Raw genomic sequence first — 21,505 nt, 5'->3', positions numbered from 1 at the left:
TACCTGACTGCGAACGATGTCGCTGCTGCGATGGCGGCCAGGTGAGGCTAGGGAGAGGGGCTTCCTAGGGCAATCAGACGGGGTGTGACACCTGTTGTAAGGCGTTTCCTAAATTGATTTAGCGGACCTCCGTGGGAGCGGCGCACCTCTGCGAGATATCGCCCGCTAAGGGCTGCAAAGCAGCGTTGTCTGAGAGAGAGGACTCGGAGAAATCTGACAATGCGTTCAGACATCATGAACTGATAGCCAGCGAGGAAAAGGAGGAGCATTAGGAAGCTTTCCAGGAGATTTCCCATGCCCCTCTTCAACCCACCGTATCCAGGAGAGTCACTTCGTGAAGATGTGCTGCCCGCAATTTCAATGACCGTAGCGGGTTTAGCGAATCTGGTAGGTTATCCACAGGACCATTTGACCGCAGTGCTCAACGGGCGTGTACCCATTTCCCGTGACCTGGCCCAAAGGTTAGAGGCCGCAGGTTTGGGCGCTGCCCGGCAGTACCTGGCTGAGCAGGCCGCCTATGATGAGTGGCAATTGCGTTAATCCGCATCCGAATCGAACAACCGCTCCAACTCCACGCGCGCCTCCTCTGCCGTCTGCATCACCTTGGCCCGGTCGTCCCGAACCTGCCCCTGCGCCTCCAGCACTTCCTCATCATGCTGGGTAAACCGCGCGATGCGGTCGGCCGCCTGTTCACCGCTCAACCCCAGCCCAACCAACGCCCGCCGGGTCATCTCCAGGCTCGAATAGAACGTCTCGCGAATCGGCTCCGCGCCCACGTCCACCAGCTTGTGCACATGCTGCCGGTTACGCGCGCGGGCCAGCACTTTCAGGTGAGGGTACAGGCGCTTGACCCGTTCCGCCGTGCGCGTGGTGACCTCCGGGTCGTCAGTGGTGATGACGAAATACTCCGCCTCGCCAACCTTGGCCGCATGCAGCACCTCGGGGCGCAGCGGGTCGCCGTAGAACACCGGGGACTGTTCGAACATGCGGGTCATCTCGATGGCGTCCACCGAGGTTTCCAGGGCAACGAAGGGAATTTTCTGCGCATGCAGGATGCGCGAAACGATCTGGCCCATGCGGCCCATGCCCACGATCACCACACGCGCGGTGCCGGCATCGATGCTCTTGTATTGCTCGGGCACTTCACGTACCGGTTGCGGGCGCTTGAGGGCGCGGGCGCAGCCGAGCATCAGCAGTGGGGTGATGATAACAGTGGGAGCGGCTTCAGCCGCGAAGGGGCCAGCACAGACCACATCAATTCACAGTCTGTGACTCAATCCCATCCAGCAAAGCATCGACCACACCTTCAGCCGTTTCCACGTGAAGGGTGGCAGCTGTACGCGGGGTGGAAAAACCGGTCGGAGACACCCCGGCAGGCCATTCTCCCGCGTACAGCTGCCATTGAAGACAGCTCTGACGGGTTTACACATCCGATCGCTGAACCGAAAGCGGGTCGCTGCACCGCCGCTCCTACATCTGTTGCAATAAATTCTGGGGATTGGGGGTGACCCAGACAATCCGGTCGCCGGAAGAATTATTGTCCCGGTAGATGTGACAACTATTCAGTGCGCCTTGTTGCTAAATTTATAAAAACCTTGCTGTATTGAAGTGGCTCGCGATTTCTATTTATAAATTAGATTTAAGATGACCTCAAGGTCCTCGTATGGCCCTCTGAAGGTGAGATTCTTGTTGTCGGTCTGAATATATATTTTTTCACTTTTGCATTTATGCAGGATACTGAATTTTGTTTTTTTGTTTAAATAATCTCCATTTTCATCCTTGATGAATCCCCTATCGAAAAGCGACTTTTCTATTGCGCTAAATTCAATGTCGATTGGAAGGTCAAGCTGTGAAAAAGCATAGTCGTAGTACATTTTCTTTAATAGAAACGCTAGAAAACCCACTGTGCCGCTTAAAGCGGCTCCTAACAAAAACTCGTTGGCCAGTCCAGATAGTTTTAGCAAATAGAAAGTTGTCATAATCATGGCAAGCGCCATGATAACTTTTTCACAGAGCGCCACAACCTTAAGCGGGTCATAACACAGTTGGTCTACTACGTTTAATCGACTTAAGGAAAAAATCATATCGCTCACCCGCGGAAGTCTTTTATAAATATACGGTACGTTTTATTCAGTGAGCATAGCCAATGGCCTACTGCTACAAATAGAAAAGCAGGTATGAAGGCACCTGCTCCGCTAATCTATCCAGCATATTAACTTCCGCTCGTTTGCGGAAAGAATGATGTACCAGCGAATCCGGAAGGATTCCAGGCGCCGGCGGCATCCTTAACAGCATTGTAGGCCGTGCCACCTCCTATGGCGCCCAAGCCACTACCTATAGCAGCCCCACCCACTGGGCCAATCGGCGTTCTTGATCCAATAGCTGCGCCCAAGGTTCCCCCCAGGGTTGAACCGACATTCTCAAAAAATGTATCGCCTTTGTCGCCTCCGGAAATTTGAAGCAACTCGTCTTCCGATAAGTCTCGCATATCTGGATAAGCCTTTCATTACGTTTAATGATGTGATGTTACTATTTGTTAGATGCTGGATAACGCATATGAATTCTATCAGCTCACCAGAGAACGACCACCCTACACCTGTAGGGTGCTGATCATTTGGCAACTACCGAAGGATAGCTAAAGTCGGAGCCCTCTGTTTGGGACAGCACCGCGAGTGCACCGTCGAATGAGTTCAAACGGTCAGTCGTAGCCTTCCAGTCCGCCAGGCGGTGGTAGGCGTTAATGAACCAACTGAGATTTCCACACAAATTTCCGAATGCCGAATTAATCTGCATGACGTCCCCGAACATGATGGCGCCGGTAAAGAATCTAGGGACCGCCAGCAAGCTGCTGAATATCAATGAGAGTTGGCTGTAACTTTCTGTAAATAGTGAGAGTCGCATCTTTACTCGGATGGTACGGCGCATGTTTGCCAGGCTGACATCGAGCTTTTCGCTAATGCGTTTCTTCTCGCAGTTTCTATCCTCTGGGTCTTCTTGGGCGGAGCTATCGCGAAAGCGAAACAGGAAATAGCGAAGGTCGGCTTCGGAACGCTGCTGGTTGTTGCTCAATGACACCAATTTGAAACCGATTTTCTGGCTGATATAGGTGCCCAGCAGCGCATACAGGATGGCGGCCCAGAACATGTACGCCGGGATATCCACGCCCCACAGCATCGCATCGCCCGATATATCGATCAACACGATGCTGAAGGACACGACACTGACTAGGGTGTAAAGCAGTCCGCAGGCTAGGTCGATGGTCTCGAAGGTGAATTTATTGATGTCCTCGGCAATCCGCTGGTCCGGGTTGTCCACACGATGTTCGACATGGTCGGGGCGCTCGGACTCGACAATCCAGACCGAAAGGTAGTGATTGGTCAGCCAGCGTCGCCATCTCAGGGCGAACAAGTCGACCAAGTAGGTGATTAGAACGGTGCGGACGACGGAGAACAGAATGATGGCGAGAAACACCACTATCAGAACGTAGAACTTGCGGGCGTCGTGCGCCTGAATCGCGTTGTAGAAATGCTTGTACCATTCGTTGATCGCCAAGGCGGTAGCCACGGCAAGCAGTGAAAGTATGAAAAGTACCAGCAACGACCACCAGGCAAATAGTTTCTCCTCTCCCCGCCAGTACAACGACAGCACGTAAAAAGTCTTGCGATAGAATGACGGATTGCCAGGGGCTTCCTGCCTCCTATCCAGCTTGCTCGAATTCATCAGGGACCTCACGGTATACCCGGGTTTTAGATAGCATTGTCGTATTTCGGGTACACGCTCTTCGGCGTGCTTCACAGCGTCCAGAAGCCCAGGCGTCCCAGGCTTGCCGCCAGCCTCAAACGGGCCAGGTGCCAATTGCTCAAGGCCTTGATGTTTTGTTGCTCGGCGCTCGCAAAGGCAGCGGAGGCGTTGAGTAATTCGATCATGCTGCCGACGCCCGAACGGTACCGTCCCTGTACCACCTGTAGCGCCTGAGTTGCTTGCTCTACCCATTCAGCAGTGTTTTCGAGCGCTTGCGTTTCGACCGACAGGGCCTCGTAGTTGGCCCAGAGTTCCAAGGCAATGCGTTGTTCGACTTCCGCCAAATCCGCTTCGCTGGCGTCTAGTCGGGCCTGAGCGCTGCGGATCTGATAAGTGCGTTCAAACCCTTCAAACAAAGGGATTTCAATTTGCAGCCCGATACTGTTATCGCGAATACGACTGTCCCCGTCGTAAGTCATGGGTTGCTGGATTTGCACATGCGAGGCGGAGGCGAAGAGTGAAATGCTGGGACGGCCCGCAGCCTCTTGTTCCTTGACGGTCGCTTTAGCGGCTTCCAACCTGGCCTTGGCGGCGATGAGCGACGGATGTTCCTCACGGGCCTGCGCAAGCAACAAATCGACGTTCTTAACGAAGCTCGTGTCGGGTCTCCTGGTTAGGCTACCGGCCAAGGCAATTGGTGTTTCCGGTGGCAAGCCCATACGCAACGCAATTTGCCCTTGTGCACTGCGCATCGCCCCTTGGCCGCGGACCTCGTTCAATCTGGCCTGGGTGTGGGCTGTCTGCGCCTGAAGGCGGTCGGACAACGCCACAGCCCCGGCTTCGTATTTGGCGCTAGCGTCTTTGAGGTTTTCCGCCGTCAGTGCGGTGATCTGTTGAGCGGCGCGTTGGCTGTCCTGTGCCGACAGAGTGGCGTAGTACAATTCGGCTACCTGCACAAATGTTTCTTGCAGTTGACTGTCCATAGTGGCATTTGCAGCGACCAGCAGTTGACGGGCATTGAGCAGGTTCGCCTCGCGACGACCGAAGTCGAACAGTACCCAACTCAAGTTCAGCCGGTGCGCGAGCCGGCGCTGACGCCCTGTGGTTGAGTAACCATCAGGCTGTTGATAGGTGGTGTGGTTGCGACCATGGGTAACCGCATAACTGGCGCCAAGCCTGGGAAAGTACGCAGACTGGGCCACTCCAACCTGAGCCGCCTGGATCTTCGCCTCAGCCCAAACCCTTTGTGTCAGCGGGTCGCGACAGAGCACCTGTTCGATCACGATTTCCAGGCTCAACGCAGAGCGTATCGGGCTTGCATCGCATGTTTCGGAAGTGGGCCTAGCATCAGGGAACCGCTTGGCTGAGACGCCCTGTTCGGTTCGAAATGCATCCAGCGCCGTCGCGCCGTCAGACCAGGCAAAAACCACAGCCAGCAGCCCACCGGCAACGGCTGCGCGGATCATGGTGCGCCTAGTTCGCTGGCGGGCTGCCTATTCATTGCAGTGCAAGGGTCTTGGACGACTCGACCCGCGTCGAGACGAACCACGCGGTCCGCTGAAGCGATCGTCTCCGCACGATGGGCGATAATGATGCGTGTTATGTCGAGGGCTTTTATCGCTTGATTGACGCGTTGTTCACAGCCTGTATCCAGATGGCTGGTCGCCTCATCGAGAATCAGGATCTCAGGGCGCTTATATAGGGCACGGGCCAGCAGCAGGCGTTGTTTCTGTCCACCCGACAATACCGTGCCCATATCGCCCACAAGGGTGTTATAGCCCATCGGCATCGCCAGCACATCCTCATGTATCGAAGCTTTGCTGGCGCACTCAGTTGCCCAGTCAAGGTTCGGACTCGCCTCGAAGAAGGTGATGTTTTCCATTAACGAGCCTGCGAATAGGCAATCGTCCTGCAGGACAGTACCTATCTTCCTACGCCAGGAATCGATATCGAGGTGACGCAGCTCGCATCCAGCCAGGCGGATCCGCCCCGACGTAGGTTGTAATATCCCCAACATCAGGTTGACCAGTGTGCTCTTTCCGCAGCCTGACGCACCAGTGATCGCGATCGATTGTCCTTGAGCGATATGTAGGTCGATGCCATCGAGTACCCAGGGCTCATGTTCTGAATAGCGATACTTCAAGCCCTGGATCTCGATATCGATCGCACCCGGAGACCAGGCTGACATACTCAGGACATCCTGCTTATCTTCCGGGGGATGCAGGACGATGTCGGCAAGGCGTTCGCCCTGCAGACGCAACATGCGCAACTCGAACAAGTGATCTACCAGGCTGGCCACGCGGCCGATGAACTGCCCCTTATAGGCCATGAAGGCCATCAGCACGCCAACACTGAACGTGTTGTTCATCACAAGGGAGGCACCAAAGCCGATAGAAAGCAAGTTTTCCAGGCCAAAGATCAGGCTGTTTAGCTGGGTGTACAGCAATTGAAGTTTCTGTGTTCGCAAACCTGCATTGATTTGCGTCACCAGCAGGCTGAGCCACGTCGCACGCCGCTCACTTTGACGCTGGAACAACTTCAATGTACGCATACCGCGCAACGTTTCCAGGAAGTGGCTGTCCACCCGTGCGGCATGAACAATCTGCTCTTCGCTGGCCCTGCGAAGTGGTTGGTAACAGGCCCAGCGAATTAAGATATACAGCATCATGCTCAGCACTGCGATCATGGCCAGCAGCGGGCTATAGATTAGCATTAGGATCAGGGTCGCCAGACTCATTAGGCCATCGAGTACTGTCGAAAAGAAGGCGGCAGTTAGCGTCTGCTGTATTTTGCCAACAGCGCCGAAGCGCGAAACCACATCTCCAAGATGACGCTTTTCGAAGTATTGGACAGGCAGACGTAACAGGTGACTGAACACATTGGACTGCCACTGCACGCCCAGCAGGGTACTCATGTACATCGTCACCCAGTCCCGGACCAGGCTTACCACCTGCTTCATCAGCAAAAGCAGGCCAAAGCCAATCATCAGGGTGATTAAGAGATCTCGGTCTTGTGCCACCAGCACATTGTCAATGGTCCACTGAAGGAGGAAAGGGCTAACCAGCGAGAATACTTCTAGCGCCAAGGCCAGCAGCAGTACTTGCCCCAGCGCCCGATAAAGCCCAGTTACACGCCCCAGCATGCGCATCAAGCCAACCTGGATTGATGCCGGTTGCTGCTGGAATTCGGTTTCCGGCCAGACTTCCAAGGCGACACCGGTAAACCACTTGCTTGCTTCGCCAAGGCTCAATTTACGAACACCTTGGCCTGGGTCGTGCAGTGTCAATCGCTGACCATTGACGGCCTTCAGCACCACGAAATGGTTGAAATTCCAATGCAGCACGCAGGGCAGCTTCAGTTGACCCAATTCACCCAACTCCACCCTTACCGCTCGCGTTCCGAGCTTAAGCCGGTCGGCGGTATGAATAAGCTGCCTGAGGGTTGTGCCCTTGAGTGACACGCTGAACTTACGACGTAACTCCATGATTGTGGTGTGGTAGCCGTGATAGTTGGCAATCATCGCCAAGCAAGCCAGACCGCATTCTGTCGCTTCCGTCTGCAAGAACAATGGCAAACGTCGCCCCAGGCGCAGGGCAATTGCATGGAGATAGTTCATATGTACCTACAGCTTGCCAGTCAAGGTATAGAGGGGCTCAAGCACCCATTCGTAGAGGCGGCGGGTCTCCTGAAGAATGTCTGCCTCCACCAACATGCCCGTCTGCAAAGGCCGCTGCTCGCCATATGCGATCACCGACTGCTTCTCGAGATCAACGCGGATGCGGTAGATCTGCTCTCCGTCCGTACCAATGCCTGGCACGCTCCCTGCCATGCTGCCGAGTTCAGCGGCTGAAATTGTTGTGCGCGAGATAGAGCTCACCCGACCATAGTGCTGGCCGAACTTCTGATAGGGATAGGCCTTATAGCGGAGCAACACCGCATCGCCCATGCGGATGAAGCCTATCGTGCTACTTGAGGCATAGAGCTCCGCTTGCAAGATGGAGTCGGCCGGTACAATGCTCATCAGTGAGCGAGTGCTGTCAACTGTCTGGCCCGGATTGGCGAGAATGGATGTAGCGATGCCAGATTTAGGGGCAGTGATGAGCACTGAACGCTTTGCTTCGTTTTCGATGAGCTCCTGCTCCACGGAAGACAATGCACGTCGGATACTGGCCAGCTGATTTTCATGCAGTGCCGGTAATCCGATGAGTTCGTGTTGTCGCTCAACCCTCTGTTGGTGCAGTGCGGCTTTCTCACGCATAAGGCCTTGCAGTGTCTGCCGCTCTCCGAGTAATTGCGCCTGACGTTGTTGAAGCTGATCCATCGAAATGTAGCCTTTATCCATCAGTCCCTGGTAACGCTCGGCTGCATTGCTTGCCAACGACACGAGTTTTCCCTGGTTGCTTAACTGATGCGTGAGCGTTTCCAGTTCCTGGCGTAGGCTTTCCAATTTACTTTGCAGGCTTAGCCGCTCTTCGGCTTGGAGTTGCTCTCGTTTAATCAGCTCGGCTTTCAATGAGCGACGGCGTTGTGAAAGTTTATCACTCACACTGGCCTGCACTAGGCCGGAATTGCTCGTGCGTTCGCTGGAAAGACTGAACAACCGCGCGCCACGCTCTACTTGCTGGCCTTCTTCGACAAAGCGCTCGATCACGACACCATATTGCGGGGAATGAATCTTCATTTGCCCGGAAGACGGTAAAAGTTGCCCAGTGACTGTGCTCCGTTTTGTGTAACTGCCATAAAAGAAGAAAGCCACAACCATTGCTGCGAGCAGTAATGCAATGAAGGTCAGAAAGCTAAACGAAACGGGACGAATCAGCACGATTTCACCAAGCCAATTTATCCCCCGGGCTGCCAGTGCCTCGGATCGAAATAAAGCCGTCTTGCCTGTCACTCGACCATCCTCAATTTTTGTTACACCACGGGGATACGCCGTAATATCAATTGCTCTAAATTTTTGCTAACGTCATTCGTTCTCATACGCGCATGGATAGGCAGTGATAGCTTTCGCTGTCTAGCGCAAATGGGCACTTTTCGAGCGTACGTAAGGACACATTTTGAAAATTACTGATAGAGAATCTGACGTCATCCGGCTGCTAGGCCAAGGCATGACTAACAAACAGATCGGACTTCAGCTAGGTATAAGCCATTACACGGTAAGAGATCATATATCGTCGATGCTCAAGAAGCTGAATATGAACAGCAGAGTCGAATTGGCTATCCTCGTACTCAGATCTGAAACCTATCGGCCATCAGAGGCGGAGGGAGCAGAACCGACCTAATTCTGCCAGAAAAATAGGCGCTAACAACCCCTACGCCTGTAGGATATTAATTTCATGTGTTTTTTCGTAGTTTAGGGTGAGTGAATTCTATCGAGCACGTGCTCTGTTACTGCGACTTGTACCTGGGCAGGTGAAAGCTCAACACGTCTATTTGTGTTCTCATGACTATTTCAATAAGTAAGGGATACGCTAGGCTCGCTGATTTGCACGAAGTGTTTCTGGACTTTGAGTGCGAGCGAATCGACGGCTGCGAAGTTTTATTCCTCAATCCGCCATTGGCCGGCGCAAGTAGCGCGGAGGATGTGCGGGCAGCGTATAGCTATCTGATAAAGCCTGCCGGACAGGCCTCGTCGGAGACTGCGTCAGTCAAGGTGTTCAAAGCCGAGCGCTATGGTGGCGATGGCATTCTCAACAATGGGGGTGGTGCCCGCTGTGGCTTCGATGGTATCTGGCAACTCAAAGGCCTAGGGCCCAACGCACTGGTTGGGCACGACGTCGATGCCGGCCATGGCGACGGCAATCTGTCGCTGGTCACCGCAATTTACGAAACGATTTGGGCTGAAATTATCGAGGCAGTGTTGCCCTATGGCGCCACGAGAACCGTGGCCATTCTCGACACGGGGCAGGAATACACTAGGCAGGGCACGCAAAAGCGTGGTCTCCTCGTCCGAGAACCGGCTGTGCGGCCAGCGCATTTCATCCGCTCTATCTATTTCAGGCAAAAACGTTGTGACGTTCTAGGCGAAGATGCGCACCGAGTTAAGGAGGCAATTCACAGGCTTGTCGATTTCCTCCCTGGCTCCGCCTGCGCCACCCCCTCCGAGCGGGTGCCGGAACGACTGAACAGAGGGCTGATCGAGTTGGCCGGGCGCTATGCCAGGCAATTTGCGGCAGCAAGGGCTAAGCACATAATGCATTACAATGTCAGCGCCTCAAATGTCTCGGTAGAGGGGAGCTGGCTGGACCTCAGCGGTATCTGTCTGTTCACGAATTTTATCAACGGCGACCGGTTGAGCATTGATCAGTTCAACAGTGAATATCGACCTGCTCTGCAAAGCATCCATAGTTTGTGCTACTACCTCGGCAAGTATGCCGTGGTAAGTGCCGAGGAATCCTTAGCGCTATGGGAGGCTGCCGCGGCGCATTTCGGCGAGGCCTACACTCGCCACCTCCGCCTCTACCAGGCATCCCAGGCCGGCTTTCCACTCTGGTTGTTAGCCGATGTAGAGCACACTGCCGCATTCCAGGCATTTAGCAGTAGTCTCGACACCGTGCTCAAGTTCGATGATTTCAGCGTTACGCCCGTTGTAAACATGAGCGGCTGGGAAGGTTATGCACGATGGACGTATCGACTCTTCAAGGCATTGCTGGCCGGATGTAACAGGCCGTCAGCTGAGGCTGACCTTTCATGGCTTAGCCATGACGACGCAGCGACGTTGTGCACGCGTTATCGTCAGTTGTTCGAAGAGGTTGCCCAAGCAGCGTGCGTACAACACATCACCCGTCAAAACCTACGCCGGTGCATGGCATTCAATCTCACCAGGCTGAACCGAAGTCATCGACTGTTGCATGAAGTGAAGGACCTGATCAACGTCATAGAAAGGGATGTGGAAAGTGATCGAAAAGCGTCGTACCAGCGACTCATCGATGAGGCCATTCTTGTGGCGATGTTCAACCTGGGCAACGAGCAGACTGCGTCCGTTCCTTTTTGGTTAAGTAAACAACAGTCAATCTGGTTTGAGCCGCTGACCGGCATGTTCAGATTGGAGGGAGAGGAGCACGGTTTACTGACAATGGATGCGCTGTTCGCTAAGTCTACTAGGCAGGTCAGTATCAGTCGCGCGATTAACTTCTATCGCGGGGTGTGGGGTGTAATAGATGAAGAAGCACTTTGAGTTAATGAGCGTCTGCCAGGATCATAAGCTGAAAGAGCGGGCAGCTGCACTAGGATATGCGGTAATGGTCATGTCGAAATGCCGGCGTTCCTCAAGCTTCCAGATCCGCACGCTGCATTACTGGCTAGCACCTGCGATCGAACATGAGCAAATAATTTTCCTGTATGACCGGACTGCGACACCAATAGGCTTCGTCATATGGGCACACTTAGCCTCTGACAGCGAGCAACGTTTTCTCAACGATTCAGACTTTTTATTGCACCCATCTGAATGGAATGAAGGGGGGCGTACATGGATTATTGACTTCTGCTTCCCAAGTGGCGCGATCAAGGAGTCTTTGAAAATGCTGAGAGAGCACTTTCTTGAAGCTGGAATTAAACGGATCTCCTGGGTGCGTCGATGGCCTGACTACACCGTCAGGAAAGTTGGCGGTTGCAATATTTGAAGAGCATCTGGAATGCATCCTTGTTGCACGACTGCTTACTAGGAGTGTAGGAAGGGTGCAGTGTGAGTGTCGTTGACGTATCAGAAATTTAAGGATGAATGATGAGAGATTTAACCAACGAAGAACTTCAGGATGTTTCCGGAGGCAATCCGGTTGCCGTAGTCTTGGTGGGTGCTGCAGTAGGCGCTGGCGGTGCGTATATCAGTGGCGGGTCTGCCGGACAGATCGCCGGGGCTGCAGTAATGGGCGGTGTGTCGGCAGGTTATGGTGCGGTAGCCAGTGTTGCGACAGGGGCTAGCAAAGCGCTGTACTATGGATATTCAGCTGCCTCGGGCATTGCTACGTCGCTATTCACTTCAGGAAGTAGCGGCTCTTGAGTAGATCCTCGCTGCCCGTCTAGCCCAGAGGCGTCTGGCTTGTTTTACTCTCCGCAAGCCGAAGCAAGCCGGACGTCGCCACCCTTCTGTGCATCTACCTTAGCTTTTATGGACAAGAGAACATGACATTCGATGGACTTTCCATGCTCAACGCCCTCTGGGGTTTTGTTTGCGTCATGTTTACCGTACCCGCCCTAGCCGCTAGGCACTACAGACGGGTTTGCCTTATTGCGCTGCTCATTCTAGTGGCCAATACGATCATGCTGTATAGCTCCAGCGTGAAGACGCTGGTCGAGTCAATGTCGCGAAGTGCAGTAGTGGCCTTGCTGAATGTCTCGGTGGCATTCCTTTTCGTCCACTTCATCCATCGCAAGCGTTCTATTTCGGACCTGCTCCGTTTTCGTAGGCGAGGGTAGCTTGGCTTCTGAGCATTCAGAATATTTGGGGCGCCGAGTGCATGTCTGGAGGTGTTTATCGCTATTGAAGTCGAGGGCCGCGCGGGCGGCGCTCGATCTCATGAACAACAAATCAATAACGGCGAGCGCCCCGAGCGTTAATCCGCATCCGAATCAAACAACCGCTCCAACTCCACCCGCGCTTCCTTCGCCGTCTGCATCACCTTGGCCCGGTCATCACGCACCTGCCCCTGCGCCTCCAGTACTTCCTCATCATGCTGGGTAAACCGCGCGATGCGGTCGGCCGCCTGTTCACCGCTCAACCCCAGCCCAACCAACGCCCGCCGGCTCATCTCCAGGCTCGAATAGAACGTCTCGCGAATCGGCTCCGCGCCCACGTCCACCAGCTTGTGCACATGCTGCCGATTACGCGCACGGGCCAGCACTTTCAGGTGTGGATACAGGCGCTTGACCCGCTCTGCCGTGCGCGTGGTGACCTCCGGGTCGTCAGTGGTGATGACGAAATATTCCGCCTCGCCAACCTTGGCCGCATGCAGCACCTCGGGGCGCAGTGGGTCGCCGTAGAACACTGGGGCCTGTTCGAACATGCGGGTCATCTCGATGGCGTCCACCGAGGTTTCCAGGGCGACGAAGGGGATCTTCTGCGCACGCAGGATGCGCGAAACGATCTGGCCCATGCGTCCCATACCCACGATCACCACACGCGGAGTGCCGGCATCGATGCTCTTGTATTGCTCGGGCACTTCGCGCGTCGGTTGCGGGCGCTTGAGGGCGCGGGCGCAGCCGAGCATCAGCACTGGGGTGATGGCCATCGACAGGGTGATGGTCATCAGCAGCAGGTCGTAGGTCTGGGTGTCGAACAGCCCCTGGTCCTTGCCCAGCTTGAACACCACGAAGGCAAATTCGCCACCGGCAGCGAGCACCATGCCCAGGCGCAGGGCGCTGGCGCTGTTCAGGCCACCGGCCAGGCGGCCGACGCCGATCAGCAGCACCAGCTTCACTCCCACCAGCAGCAGGGTCAGGCCCAGCAGCACCCACGGCATTTCCAGCAGCAGGCTGAGGTTGGCGCCCATGCCGACGCTCATGAAGAACAGCCCCAGCAGCAGGCCTTTGAAGGGTTCGATCTGCGACTCCAGCTCGTGTCGATATTCCGAATCGGCCAACAGCAAGCCGGCCAGAAAGGCCCCCAACGCCATGGAAACGCCAGCTTCTTCCATCAGCCAGGCAGTGCCGATCACCACCAGCAGCGCGGTGGCGGTGGACACTTCCGGCAAGCCGGTGCGGGCGACGATGCGGAACACTGGGCGCAGCAGGTAGCGGCCGCCGACGATCACCACGGCAATGCTGGCGAACACCTTCAGGCCATGCTCCAGGCTGTCACTCTGACTGGTGTCCGGGCCGCTGGCGGCCAGCAGCGGAACCAGGGCGATCAGCGGGATCGCGGCGATGTCCTGGAACAGCAGAATGGCGAACGCCAGGCGACCATGCGGGGCATTGAGTTGCTTGCTCTCGGCCAGGCTCTGCAGGCCCAGGGCGGTGGACGACAGCGCGAGGCCCAGGCCGACCACGATGGCTGCCGCCAGCGACTGGCCGAAGCCGAACAGGGCGATAGCACCGATGACTGCGCCAGTCAGCAGCACCTGGGCGGTCCCCACGCCGAACACCGACTTGCGCATCAGCCACAGGCGTTTGGGCGACAGTTCCAGGCCGATGATGAACAGCAGCAGGACCACGCCCAGTTCGGAAATGTGCGCAACGCTTTCAGTGTCGCGAATCAGGCCCAGTGCCTGCGGGCCGATGGCCACGCCGGCCAGCAGGTAGCCGATCACGGCCCCGAGCTGCAGGCGTTTGGCCAAGGGGACGGCGAGGACAGCGGCGAACAGGAAAATCACCGCGGTTTGTAGAAGGCTGCCTTCGTGTGGCATTGGCTCGTACTCCATGAGCTGCCGGGGCAGCATTTGAACAGTTTGGCGGACAATTCTGGGGATTGCGGGTGGCTCAGACAATCTGCTCGGCAGAAGAAACATTGTCCTGTTGAAGCTGACAGTCAGCCTTCGCCAAACTGCGCCCGGTACTGCGCCGGTGTCATCCCGATCCGCTCGCAGAACACCTTCCGCATATGCCGATCACTGCCAAACCCGCACTGCGCTGCCACCACTTTCAACGGCAGGTCGCTGCCTTCGAGCAGTTTGCGCGCCTGGTCGATGCGGGCGTTCTGCAGGTACTGCAACGGCGTGATGCCGATTTCGCGCTGGAAGGTGCGGGCGAAATTGCGTGCACTCATCGCCACCAGATCGGCCATGGTCTGCACGTTGAACGCCTGGTCGATGTGGTCGACGATGTACGCTTGTACCCGCGCAATGGCCGACCCATCGCGGGGTACCGCTGCCAGCAGCGGCCCGTAGGGCGTTTGCCCACCCTGGCGATGGCGGGCCACCAGCAACACCTTGGCCACTTCCAGGGCCAGCGCCTTGCCATGATCTTCGGCGACGATGGCTAGCGCCAGGTCGATGCCGGCCGTGATGCCGCCGGAGGTGACCAGGTCGCGGTCGACCACGTAGATCTGTTCGGTCTCGACTCTCGCTTCCGGGAACGCCCGGGCCAGGCGCTCGACATAATTCCAGTGGGTGGTGCAGCGGTAACCGCCGAGCAGCCCGGCCCGCCCCAGCAGAAACACCCCGGTGCAGATGGCACCGAAGCGCTTGGCACTGCGCACGGCCTTCGGCAACCAACGCTCCAGCGCGGGCAGGGCGACGTCGTAGGCCCCCGGCCCGCCAGGCACCATCAGCAGGTCGACACCGGTCGGCAGGTCTTCCAGGGGGAGGTCGGCCATGACCCTCAACCCGCATGAGCTGCGAATGGCCGCCTGGCTGTCCGCCACAGTGACCAGTCGGTAATGCCGCTCTGCGGGCAAAAACCGGTTGGCGATGGCGAAGGCATCCATGGGGCCGGTGACATCCAGCAGCAGCACATCGTTGAACAGCACCATGGCCACGGTGCGATGAGCGTGATTTTCCTGCATGGCTCTTTCGCCTGAAGCTGAATACGACGTGCATCTTAAGGTATCGCCGTAGCTGAGGGGCTAGCCGCGCACAATTAAGAACTATTCAGGTTTGGCTCAGGACTTTGTCATGCGCCAAGGGCGAGACTTTCTGCATTGAACAGGAGAGTCGCCATGTACCCTGGGACGCCCCAAGACAACCCCCATGCCTGCGGCGCGCTGACCCCCGCGCGCCTGCGCCAGGCCAAGGAACTGATGTTGCACAGCGCGCTGTCGATCATCGAGATCGCAGGCGTATGCAACCTCACCCGCAGCCATTTTTCCCGTGCCTTCAAGGTCAACACCGGCCTGTCGCCCCAGGCCTGGCGCCTGCTGGCGCGCATGGAAAAGGCCAAGCGCCTGCTGGCCACCGAAGCGCCGATCACCCACGTCAGCCTTGAATGCGGCTTTTGCGACCAGGCCCATTTCACTCGTGCGTTCAGCCGCCTGGTCGGCCAGCCGCCCAAGGCCTGGCGCCAGGCGACGCGTTTGGACGCACATTCTTAAGCCGGCCTAATCCCTCGGTATAAGCCCTTTGGGACAGTGCCGGACCTGCTTCCCCAACCCAAGGAGTCACCCCCATGAGCCAACCCGATTACAAGCGCCTGAACAAAGACGACGCCGTGGTCCTGCTGGTCGACCACCAGACTGGCCTGATCTCGCTGGTGCAGGACTTCTCGCCCAACGAGTTCAAGAACAACGTGTTGGCCCTGGGTGACCTGGCCAAGTTCTTTGGGCTGCCGACCATCCTCACCACCAGCTTCGAGCAAGGCCCCAATGGCCCGCTGGTGCCGGAACTCAAAGAGATGTTCCCGGACGCGCCGTATATTGCCCGCCCTGGCCAGATCAACGCCTGGGACAACGAGGACTTCGTCAAGGCGATCAAGGCCACCGGCCGCAAGCAACTGATCATCGCCGGTGTGGTCACCGACGTGTGCGTGGCGTTCCCGACCCTGTCGGCGCTGGCCGAGGGCTTTGAAGTGTTCGTGGTGACCGATGCCTCGGGCACCTTCAACGAAACCGTGCAGCAAGCGGCATGGGTGCGCATGACCCAGGCGGGCGCGCAGATGATGAACTGGTTCTCGGTGGCCTGCGAGCTGCACCGCGACTGGCGCAACGATATCGAAGGGCTGGGTAATCTGCTGTCGCAGCGCATTCCCAACTACCGCAACCTGATGAACAGCTACGCGGCGTTGAGCGCGCGTTGATCTGAAGTTTTCGCCGTCCCTTTCGCAGGGATGGCGAAGATTATGAATTACACATAGGCAAACTGAACCTGATTCTGCACCCGCCGAGCTCCGAAACCTGCGCCTGCAACTGCCCACCATGGGCCTGCACCACCGAACTGCAGATCGCCAGCCCCATGCCCAAACCACTGCTCTTGGTGGTGTAGAAAGCCCCGAATACCCGATCGCGTTCCTCCGGTGCGATCCCCGGCCCGTTGTCATCCACGCAAATCTCCACCCTGTCCCCCAGCACCTCTGACGAAATCCGCAGCAGACCATCACTGCGATACCCCGCTAACGCTTCCAGCGCATTGGTGATCAGGTTGAACACCAACTGCTGCAACTGCACCGAATCGGCCATCACGCTCACGTCCGCCTGCAACCGGGTCTGCACGTTCACCGCGCATTTGCCGGCATCCGCCGAAGTCAGCCGCACGACCTGAAGGATCAGCTCATCGAGTTTCACCGCCTTGAGCTGCATCGGCGCTTGCTTGGCCAGCGAACGCAGCGCCCGCACGATGTTGGCGGCACGTTCGCTGTCGTTACGGATGTCCTCCAGGCCGGCGATGGCCTCGTCCAGGTCGGGTTGTTCACGCTTCAGCCAGCGCAGGCTGGCCGAGGCATTGGAGGCGATGCCCAGCAGCGGCTGGCTGATTTCGTGGGCGATCGACGCTGACAGTTCGTTCATCACCTGCAGGTGCGCACTGCGGGCCAGCTCCGCGCGCGCATGGCGCAATTCGGCCTCCATCTGCACGCGGGCCTGGGTATCTTCGGCCAGCCGCGTATAGAACTTGGCCGTCTGCAGCGACACCGCCGCCTGCGAGGCCAGTATCTCCAGCATGGCCAGGCGCTGACTGCCGAAGAGGTTCGGCACCAGGCGGTTTTCCAGGTAGACCAGCCCGATCAGCACACCCTGGATCACCAGCGGCAGGCACAGCACCGAGCGTGCCTTGCGCGCGTGCAGCTCCTGGCGGAAGGCTTCCGGGCAATCGCTGATGGCGTCGTTGAGCACCAGCGGTTTCTTGGTGCGCAGGGTGGCATTGACGACCGACAGCGGGGCCTGGGTGAGGAATTTCTGGCAGTTGTCCATGTGCACGTGCAGGCCGGCGTCGTCGATGTAGGCCAGGGCCGCCATCTGGAACTCGGCACCGCTGACGATCAGCAGGGCGCCGTGGTCGGCGCCGGAGTGCTGGGTCAGGTGACCCATCAAGGTTTCGATCAGCCCTTCGAGCAGTACCTCTTCGGACAAGGCCCGCGCCGCTTCGATACCGGCTTCCAGGTCCAGCCGCGCCTGGCTGGAGGTGCGGCAGGTTTCCTGCACCGGCTGCGTGCGCAGGAACGGGTGCAGGGTCTCCAGCTGGCGCACCTTGCCGGTCGCGCCCCAGATATGAAAACAGTCGCGGGCGATACGCAAGTGCAGGTTGGCGCCGGAAATCAGCCCGCTGGGGATGCACACTTCGGCCAGTTGTTCGTGGGCGAGGGCCTGTTCGTGAATGAAGCCGGCTGCCGTGGCAGCGATCTGCGCCTGGTCGAAGCAGCGAATGGCGGCCAGGCCGTCACCGTCGAGCTTGGCGATGACCCCTTCGATCAGCAGCAGCTTGTTGCGGAAGGTCAACGGGTTGAAGTTGGTCCAGGCGGCGAAGCGTTGATGTATGCCCTGCAGCGTGGCGCGTTTGCTGGCGAGGCTGCCGGCAGCTTGCGGGCTGCCCAGGGTCAGACCGTGAAACAGATGGTAGTCGGCCAGGTTGATGTGTGCGGGCGCTGCCCAGGCGTGTTCGCCGGCACACGCGAGGCTGCGCAAGGCCAGTTCGACGTTGCCCAGGTAGAAGGCCGCCATGCCGCTGAACAGGTGTTTGAAGAACAGCGTCGTGCACGAAGTCGCCGCGACGCTCGATGCTGAAATGGGGCTGCCAGCCAGGTGGGCGACGAACGCCTGCTGGGCCTGCAGAATCTGCTCGACATCGCTGTAGCCAAAACGACGCACGGTGATCAGGCCTTGTTCCACTTCTTTGGCCACTTCCGGCAAGTAGCGGCCCATGAATAACGAGTCCGATACCAGGTGGTTGCAGGCGTAGCAGCTCATGGCCAGATCGCCGCTCAAACGGCCCGAATCGGCTGCCTCCAATGCCGTGCGGCGGGCGAACTCCATGGGCGCGGTCCAGGCGCTGACCTGGTCGAGGGCGAGCAGGGCGCAGGTCAGGTCGGACTCGAAACCGTGCCGTTCAATCAGCTTGAGTGCGGCCAGGCTGTAGGCATGCCCGTCATGGTAGGCACCGAAACGCTCGGCGATCATCACCCCGTACCAGGCCAGGCCGTAGGTGCTGCCTGGCGCGACGCCGTGAATCAGGGACAGCTCCATCAGCTTGGCCAGGTGCAGGAAGCAGATGTCGTCCTGCACGAAAAAGGAGGATGAGAGGGTCGCCAACAAGCTGATGGCAATCTCCACCTCTTGCGAATCGGTGCGCGGCAGTGACTCCAGGCAGTGCCGTCCTTTCTGCTCGATCAGGGCCTGCACGCGAGCATGGCTGGCCTCCACCTGAGCCTGATCGGTGCCGCGGGCGAGGGTGATGCCCAGCAGTTCGAGACCCTCCATCGCCGTACTGATGGCTGCCTGGTAATCGCCGTGCAGGGTCTGCAAGCGGGCCTGCAACCTGCAGACTCTTGCTTGGTCCAGAACCGTGCGCGCCCGTTGCCGGCATTCGAGGATGCGCGCTTGAGCCTGCGGCATGCGAGTCAGCTGCATGTCGCATTCGGCTGCCATGCAGGCGACGGCGAAGGCGTGTGTGACGTCGGTGTCGGGTGCTGCTGCCAGGCGCAACAGGTGGTCGGCGGTGTTGAGGTAGATGGCGGCCTGGTCGACGGCACCATTGTCGCGAGCTCGCCGTGCGGCTTCGCGCAGCAAGGGCAGGAACGCCTCGCAGTCATCGGCTGCAAAGGCCCGTGGACTGGCGCGTTGCAGCTGGTTGGCGATAGCGAAAACCCCATCGCGAGGTTCGTTTTGCCAGGTGTGCTGCATGGCCTGGGCGATGCGCGCATGCAGCACTGCCCGCTCGCGTTCTGGCGTGAGGGCGTAGGCGGCTTCCTGTACGCGGTCATGGGCGAAGCCCAGGCTCTTTGCGCCAGGTAACAGGAAACCTGCGGCAATCAGGGACTTGAGTGGCTCGGCGGGGTGGGCCAGCAGCTTGTGCAGCAAACGCTCGTCGCAACGGTTGCCGACAGCGCTGGCGATGCGCAGCACGTCGCGCTGGGCCGCCGGCAGGCGCGCCAGGCGCTGGACCATCAGGTCGGCAACGTTGTCGGCATAACGGTGCCGCGCCACGGCTTCCAGCGACCAGGTCCAGCACATGGCCTGGGTGTCGAAGGTGAACAGACGGTCTTCGACCAGCGCGCTGAGAATCTCATTGATGAAAAACGGGTTGCCGGCGGTCTTGGCGTGCACCAGTTCGGCGACCTGCAAAGCCACTGCGGGCGACACATGGTAGCGCTCGCCGATCAGTTCCATCACGGCGCCGACAGCCAGCGGGCGTAGGCTCATGGTGGTGCTGCGGATGCCCGCCGGGACGCTTGCAGGTGCATCGTTGCGCTGGGCGACGATCAGCAACAGGTTACCCACAGGCTTGGCGTACAGCTCCGCCAGCAGGTGCCGCGTGGCATCGTCGGCCCATTGCATGTCGTCGAGGAACAGCGTCAGCGGTTGTCCAGGGCGGCTGAACACGTGGAGGAATTCGACGATGGCCAGTAGCTCTCTCTGCAGCGCCAGCCGAGTCGGTTTCTCCGGCAGATCGGGCAATGGGCCGATGATCAGTTGGAGCTCCGGGGCCAGCTTGCCCAGCAGTCGGCCACGGCCCTTGATCCGGCACAGGATCTCGTGGCGCAGTGCATCCAGGTCCTGGCTGTTCTTCGCCAGCAGCTGGGTGGTCAGCGATTGGAGGATTTCGATCCAGGGCCCATAGGGCACTGCGTGTTCGGGGCTGTTGCACTTGCCGGTCGCCCAGTAACCGTTGGCGCCTGTCTTCAGCGCGGTATCGACCAGGCTGGACTTGCCCATGCCTGCGGCGCCCTGGATGAACAGTGCCTGCGCTGTGCTGCTGCTGCGCAGCGATTTCAGCAACAGGGCGATGGCATTCAGTTCGGCGCTGCGGCCATACAGGCGTTTTACGCTGGGTGCGATGGTGTCGGCGGCGCCCGGGTCAAAGTCTTCGAGCGTGTTGTTCATAGCCCACTGCCGTTGGCAATAAGCGAGGTCGATGGCCAAGGCATGGGCGCTCTGGTAGCGGGCGTCAGGGCCTTTGGCCAACGCCTTGGCGAGGATGCGGCTGAGCGCAAGCGGCACTTTGCTGTCGACTTCGCCGGCAGCCCGGGGTTGCACGCCTGCATGCAGCTGGCGCCAGTGCGGCTTGTCGCGCCCGCTCAGTGGCAACTCGCCCAGCAACACTTGGTAGAGAATCGCACCGAGGGCGTAAATATCGCTGCGTTGATCAGTGCTGCTGCCGTGGGGGCAGACCTGCTCGGGCGCCAGGTATGACCAGTTGCCGACCGGTGCATCCTGCCCGCTGACAAGCTGCGCACTGTCGGCGCGAAAGCCGCTCAGCCGGACGCGTTGGGGGCGCTGAATGCACACGTGTTCTGGCTGCAATGCGCCATGCAGCACGTTACTTGCGTGGGCCTGCGCCAATGCGCTGGCGGCGTTCACGGCCACCTCGAAAAAGTCCTCAAGCGGCGCAGGGCCCTGGGCAATGAGGTCGGCGATGGAGCGGTCGGCTGGATACACCAGCAGCGGGCCCTCGGCGGAGCGCAAAAAGGCCGAGGGGGTGACGGCCCATTGTGGGTCCAACTGTAAGCGATAGTCGCGTTCGAGGCGTTGGCATGCGCCCGGGGCTTCGACCGGTGCGCGTATAGCCAGCCAGGCTTGGCGGGTGACGGGGTCGCGCAGGCGGAAGTAAGTGAGGTCGCCCTCCTGGCCCTGCTGCGTGATGTCGCACCGGTTCAACCAGGTTTCGTCGATCGACTGGTCGTAATCGACAGGCCTTTGCGCAAGGCGTTCATCAAGCATCAAGCACCCCCTGCCAGCGACATCCCGAAG

14 protein-coding genes and 1 pseudogene are annotated in these 21,505 nt (G+C 58.4%); 6 read left to right on the top strand and 9 right to left on the bottom strand.

Translation table 11 applies throughout. The features are described from left to right. Positions 1-294: 294 nt before the first annotated feature. Positions 295-540 (top strand): HigA family addiction module antitoxin, encoded by a 246-nt coding sequence (locus ACIQUF_RS13205; RefSeq protein WP_403131977.1) that lies wholly within the window; start codon positions 295-297, stop codon positions 538-540. Here ACIQUF_RS13205 and ACIQUF_RS13200 read toward each other — a convergent pair. The 6 genes and pseudogenes from ACIQUF_RS13200 to ACIQUF_RS13175 all read right to left on the bottom strand — a co-directional run. Then, positions 537-1,214 (bottom strand): annotated as a pseudogene (locus tag ACIQUF_RS13200) (NAD-binding protein); the annotation flags it as partial. The gene ACIQUF_RS13205 and the pseudogene ACIQUF_RS13200 overlap by 4 nt on opposite strands. Positions 1,215-1,622: 408 nt before the next feature. Then, positions 1,623-2,093: a hypothetical protein gene (locus ACIQUF_RS13195; RefSeq protein WP_403131975.1), complete on the bottom strand. Its 471-nt coding sequence runs from the start codon at positions 2,091-2,093 to the stop codon at positions 1,623-1,625. 517 nt (positions 2,094-2,610) lie between these two features. Next, entirely contained in the window at positions 2,611-3,720 is a 1,110-nt protein-coding gene (locus ACIQUF_RS13190) for an SbmA/BacA-like family transporter (RefSeq protein ID WP_403131972.1), read from the bottom strand. Between the two features lie 71 nt (positions 3,721-3,791). Continuing rightward, positions 3,792-5,207 carry a TolC family protein gene (locus ACIQUF_RS13185; protein WP_403131970.1) on the bottom strand — a complete coding sequence of 472 codons (1,416 nt, stop codon included), beginning with the start codon at positions 5,205-5,207 and terminating at the stop codon, positions 3,792-3,794. Continuing rightward, positions 5,204-7,357 (bottom strand): peptidase domain-containing ABC transporter, encoded by a 2,154-nt coding sequence (locus ACIQUF_RS13180; protein ID WP_403131967.1) that lies wholly within the window; start codon positions 7,355-7,357, stop codon positions 5,204-5,206. The genes ACIQUF_RS13185 and ACIQUF_RS13180 overlap by 4 nt, the downstream gene beginning before the upstream one ends. A gap of 6 nt (positions 7,358-7,363) precedes the next feature. Beyond that, the gene (locus tag ACIQUF_RS13175; protein ID WP_403131964.1) at positions 7,364-8,635 is read right to left on the bottom strand and encodes an HlyD family secretion protein; all 1,272 of its coding nucleotides are present in this window, start codon (positions 8,633-8,635) and stop codon (positions 7,364-7,366) included. 163 nt (positions 8,636-8,798) lie between these two features. Between ACIQUF_RS13175 and ACIQUF_RS13170 the strand changes: the two genes are divergently transcribed. The 3 genes from ACIQUF_RS13170 to ACIQUF_RS13160 all read left to right on the top strand — a co-directional run bounded on the left by ACIQUF_RS13170 (position 8,799) and on the right by ACIQUF_RS13160 (position 11,363). After that, complete coding sequence (locus tag ACIQUF_RS13170) at positions 8,799-9,023, top strand: response regulator transcription factor (RefSeq protein WP_403131962.1); 225 nt, start codon at positions 8,799-8,801, stop codon at positions 9,021-9,023. 203 nt (positions 9,024-9,226) lie between these two features. After that, a complete protein-coding gene (locus tag ACIQUF_RS13165; protein ID WP_403131960.1) occupies positions 9,227-10,918 on the top strand; it encodes a hypothetical protein in 1,692 nt (563 codons plus the stop codon). Continuing rightward, positions 10,902-11,363: a toxin-activating lysine-acyltransferase gene (locus ACIQUF_RS13160; RefSeq protein ID WP_403131958.1), complete on the top strand. Its 462-nt coding sequence runs from the start codon at positions 10,902-10,904 to the stop codon at positions 11,361-11,363. Before ACIQUF_RS13165 ends, ACIQUF_RS13160 begins: the two co-directional genes overlap by 17 nt. Positions 11,364-12,293: 930 nt before the next feature. On the opposite strand, the gene ACIQUF_RS13155 is transcribed toward ACIQUF_RS13160, so the two are convergent. Next, positions 12,294-14,081 carry a monovalent cation:proton antiporter-2 (CPA2) family protein gene (locus ACIQUF_RS13155; protein WP_403131956.1) on the bottom strand — a complete coding sequence of 596 codons (1,788 nt, stop codon included), beginning with the start codon at positions 14,079-14,081 and terminating at the stop codon, positions 12,294-12,296. Positions 14,082-14,203: 122 nt separating this feature from the next. Then, positions 14,204-15,178 carry a GlxA family transcriptional regulator gene (locus ACIQUF_RS13150; protein ID WP_403131955.1) on the bottom strand — a complete coding sequence of 325 codons (975 nt, stop codon included), beginning with the start codon at positions 15,176-15,178 and terminating at the stop codon, positions 14,204-14,206. Between the two features lie 153 nt (positions 15,179-15,331). Here ACIQUF_RS13150 and ACIQUF_RS13145 point away from each other — a divergent pair, with 153 nt between their 5' ends. Together ACIQUF_RS13145 and ycaC are read left to right on the top strand one after the other, a co-directional pair. Continuing rightward, entirely contained in the window at positions 15,332-15,703 is a 372-nt protein-coding gene (locus ACIQUF_RS13145) for a helix-turn-helix domain-containing protein (RefSeq protein WP_403131952.1), read from the top strand. A 74-nt stretch (positions 15,704-15,777) separates the two neighbouring features. Then, positions 15,778-16,404 carry an isochorismate family cysteine hydrolase YcaC gene (ycaC, locus tag ACIQUF_RS13140; protein ID WP_004375560.1) on the top strand — a complete coding sequence of 209 codons (627 nt, stop codon included), beginning with the start codon at positions 15,778-15,780 and terminating at the stop codon, positions 16,402-16,404. Positions 16,405-16,444: 40 nt separating this feature from the next. On the opposite strand, the gene ACIQUF_RS13135 is transcribed toward ycaC, so the two are convergent. Continuing rightward, entirely contained in the window at positions 16,445-21,475 is a 5,031-nt protein-coding gene (locus ACIQUF_RS13135) for an AAA family ATPase (protein ID WP_403131949.1), read from the bottom strand. Between the last annotated feature and the right edge of the window lie 30 nt (positions 21,476-21,505).

Origin of the sequence: Pseudomonas sp. NPDC090233 (assembly GCF_044772285.1) — a bacterium.
Lineage (GTDB): Bacteria > Pseudomonadota > Gammaproteobacteria > Pseudomonadales > Pseudomonadaceae > Aquipseudomonas.
The sequence above is the reverse complement of the archived record's forward strand: the minus strand, read 5'-3'. Positions and strand labels throughout refer to the sequence as shown.

Excerpts from the sequence above, each read along its gene's own strand:
- ACIQUF_RS13205 (WP_403131977.1), top strand. The coding sequence starts at position 295 with ATGCCCCTCTTCAACCCACCGTATCCAGGAGAGTCACTTCGTGAAGAT.
- ACIQUF_RS13190 (WP_403131972.1), bottom strand. The coding sequence starts at position 3,720 with ATGAATTCGAGCAAGCTGGATAGGAGGCAGGAAGCCCCTGGCAATCCG.
- ACIQUF_RS13185 (WP_403131970.1), bottom strand. The coding sequence starts at position 5,207 with ATGATCCGCGCAGCCGTTGCCGGTGGGCTGCTGGCTGTGGTTTTTGCC.
- ACIQUF_RS13180 (WP_403131967.1), bottom strand. The coding sequence starts at position 7,357 with ATGAACTATCTCCATGCAATTGCCCTGCGCCTGGGGCGACGTTTGCCA.
- ACIQUF_RS13160 (WP_403131958.1), top strand. The coding sequence starts at position 10,902 with ATGAAGAAGCACTTTGAGTTAATGAGCGTCTGCCAGGATCATAAGCTG.
- ACIQUF_RS13155 (WP_403131956.1), bottom strand. The coding sequence starts at position 14,081 with ATGCCACACGAAGGCAGCCTTCTACAAACCGCGGTGATTTTCCTGTTC.
- ACIQUF_RS13150 (WP_403131955.1), bottom strand. The coding sequence starts at position 15,178 with ATGCAGGAAAATCACGCTCATCGCACCGTGGCCATGGTGCTGTTCAAC.
- ACIQUF_RS13145 (WP_403131952.1), top strand. The coding sequence starts at position 15,332 with ATGTACCCTGGGACGCCCCAAGACAACCCCCATGCCTGCGGCGCGCTG.
- ycaC (WP_004375560.1), top strand. The coding sequence starts at position 15,778 with ATGAGCCAACCCGATTACAAGCGCCTGAACAAAGACGACGCCGTGGTC.
- ACIQUF_RS13135 (WP_403131949.1), bottom strand. The coding sequence starts at position 21,475 with ATGCTTGATGAACGCCTTGCGCAAAGGCCTGTCGATTACGACCAGTCG.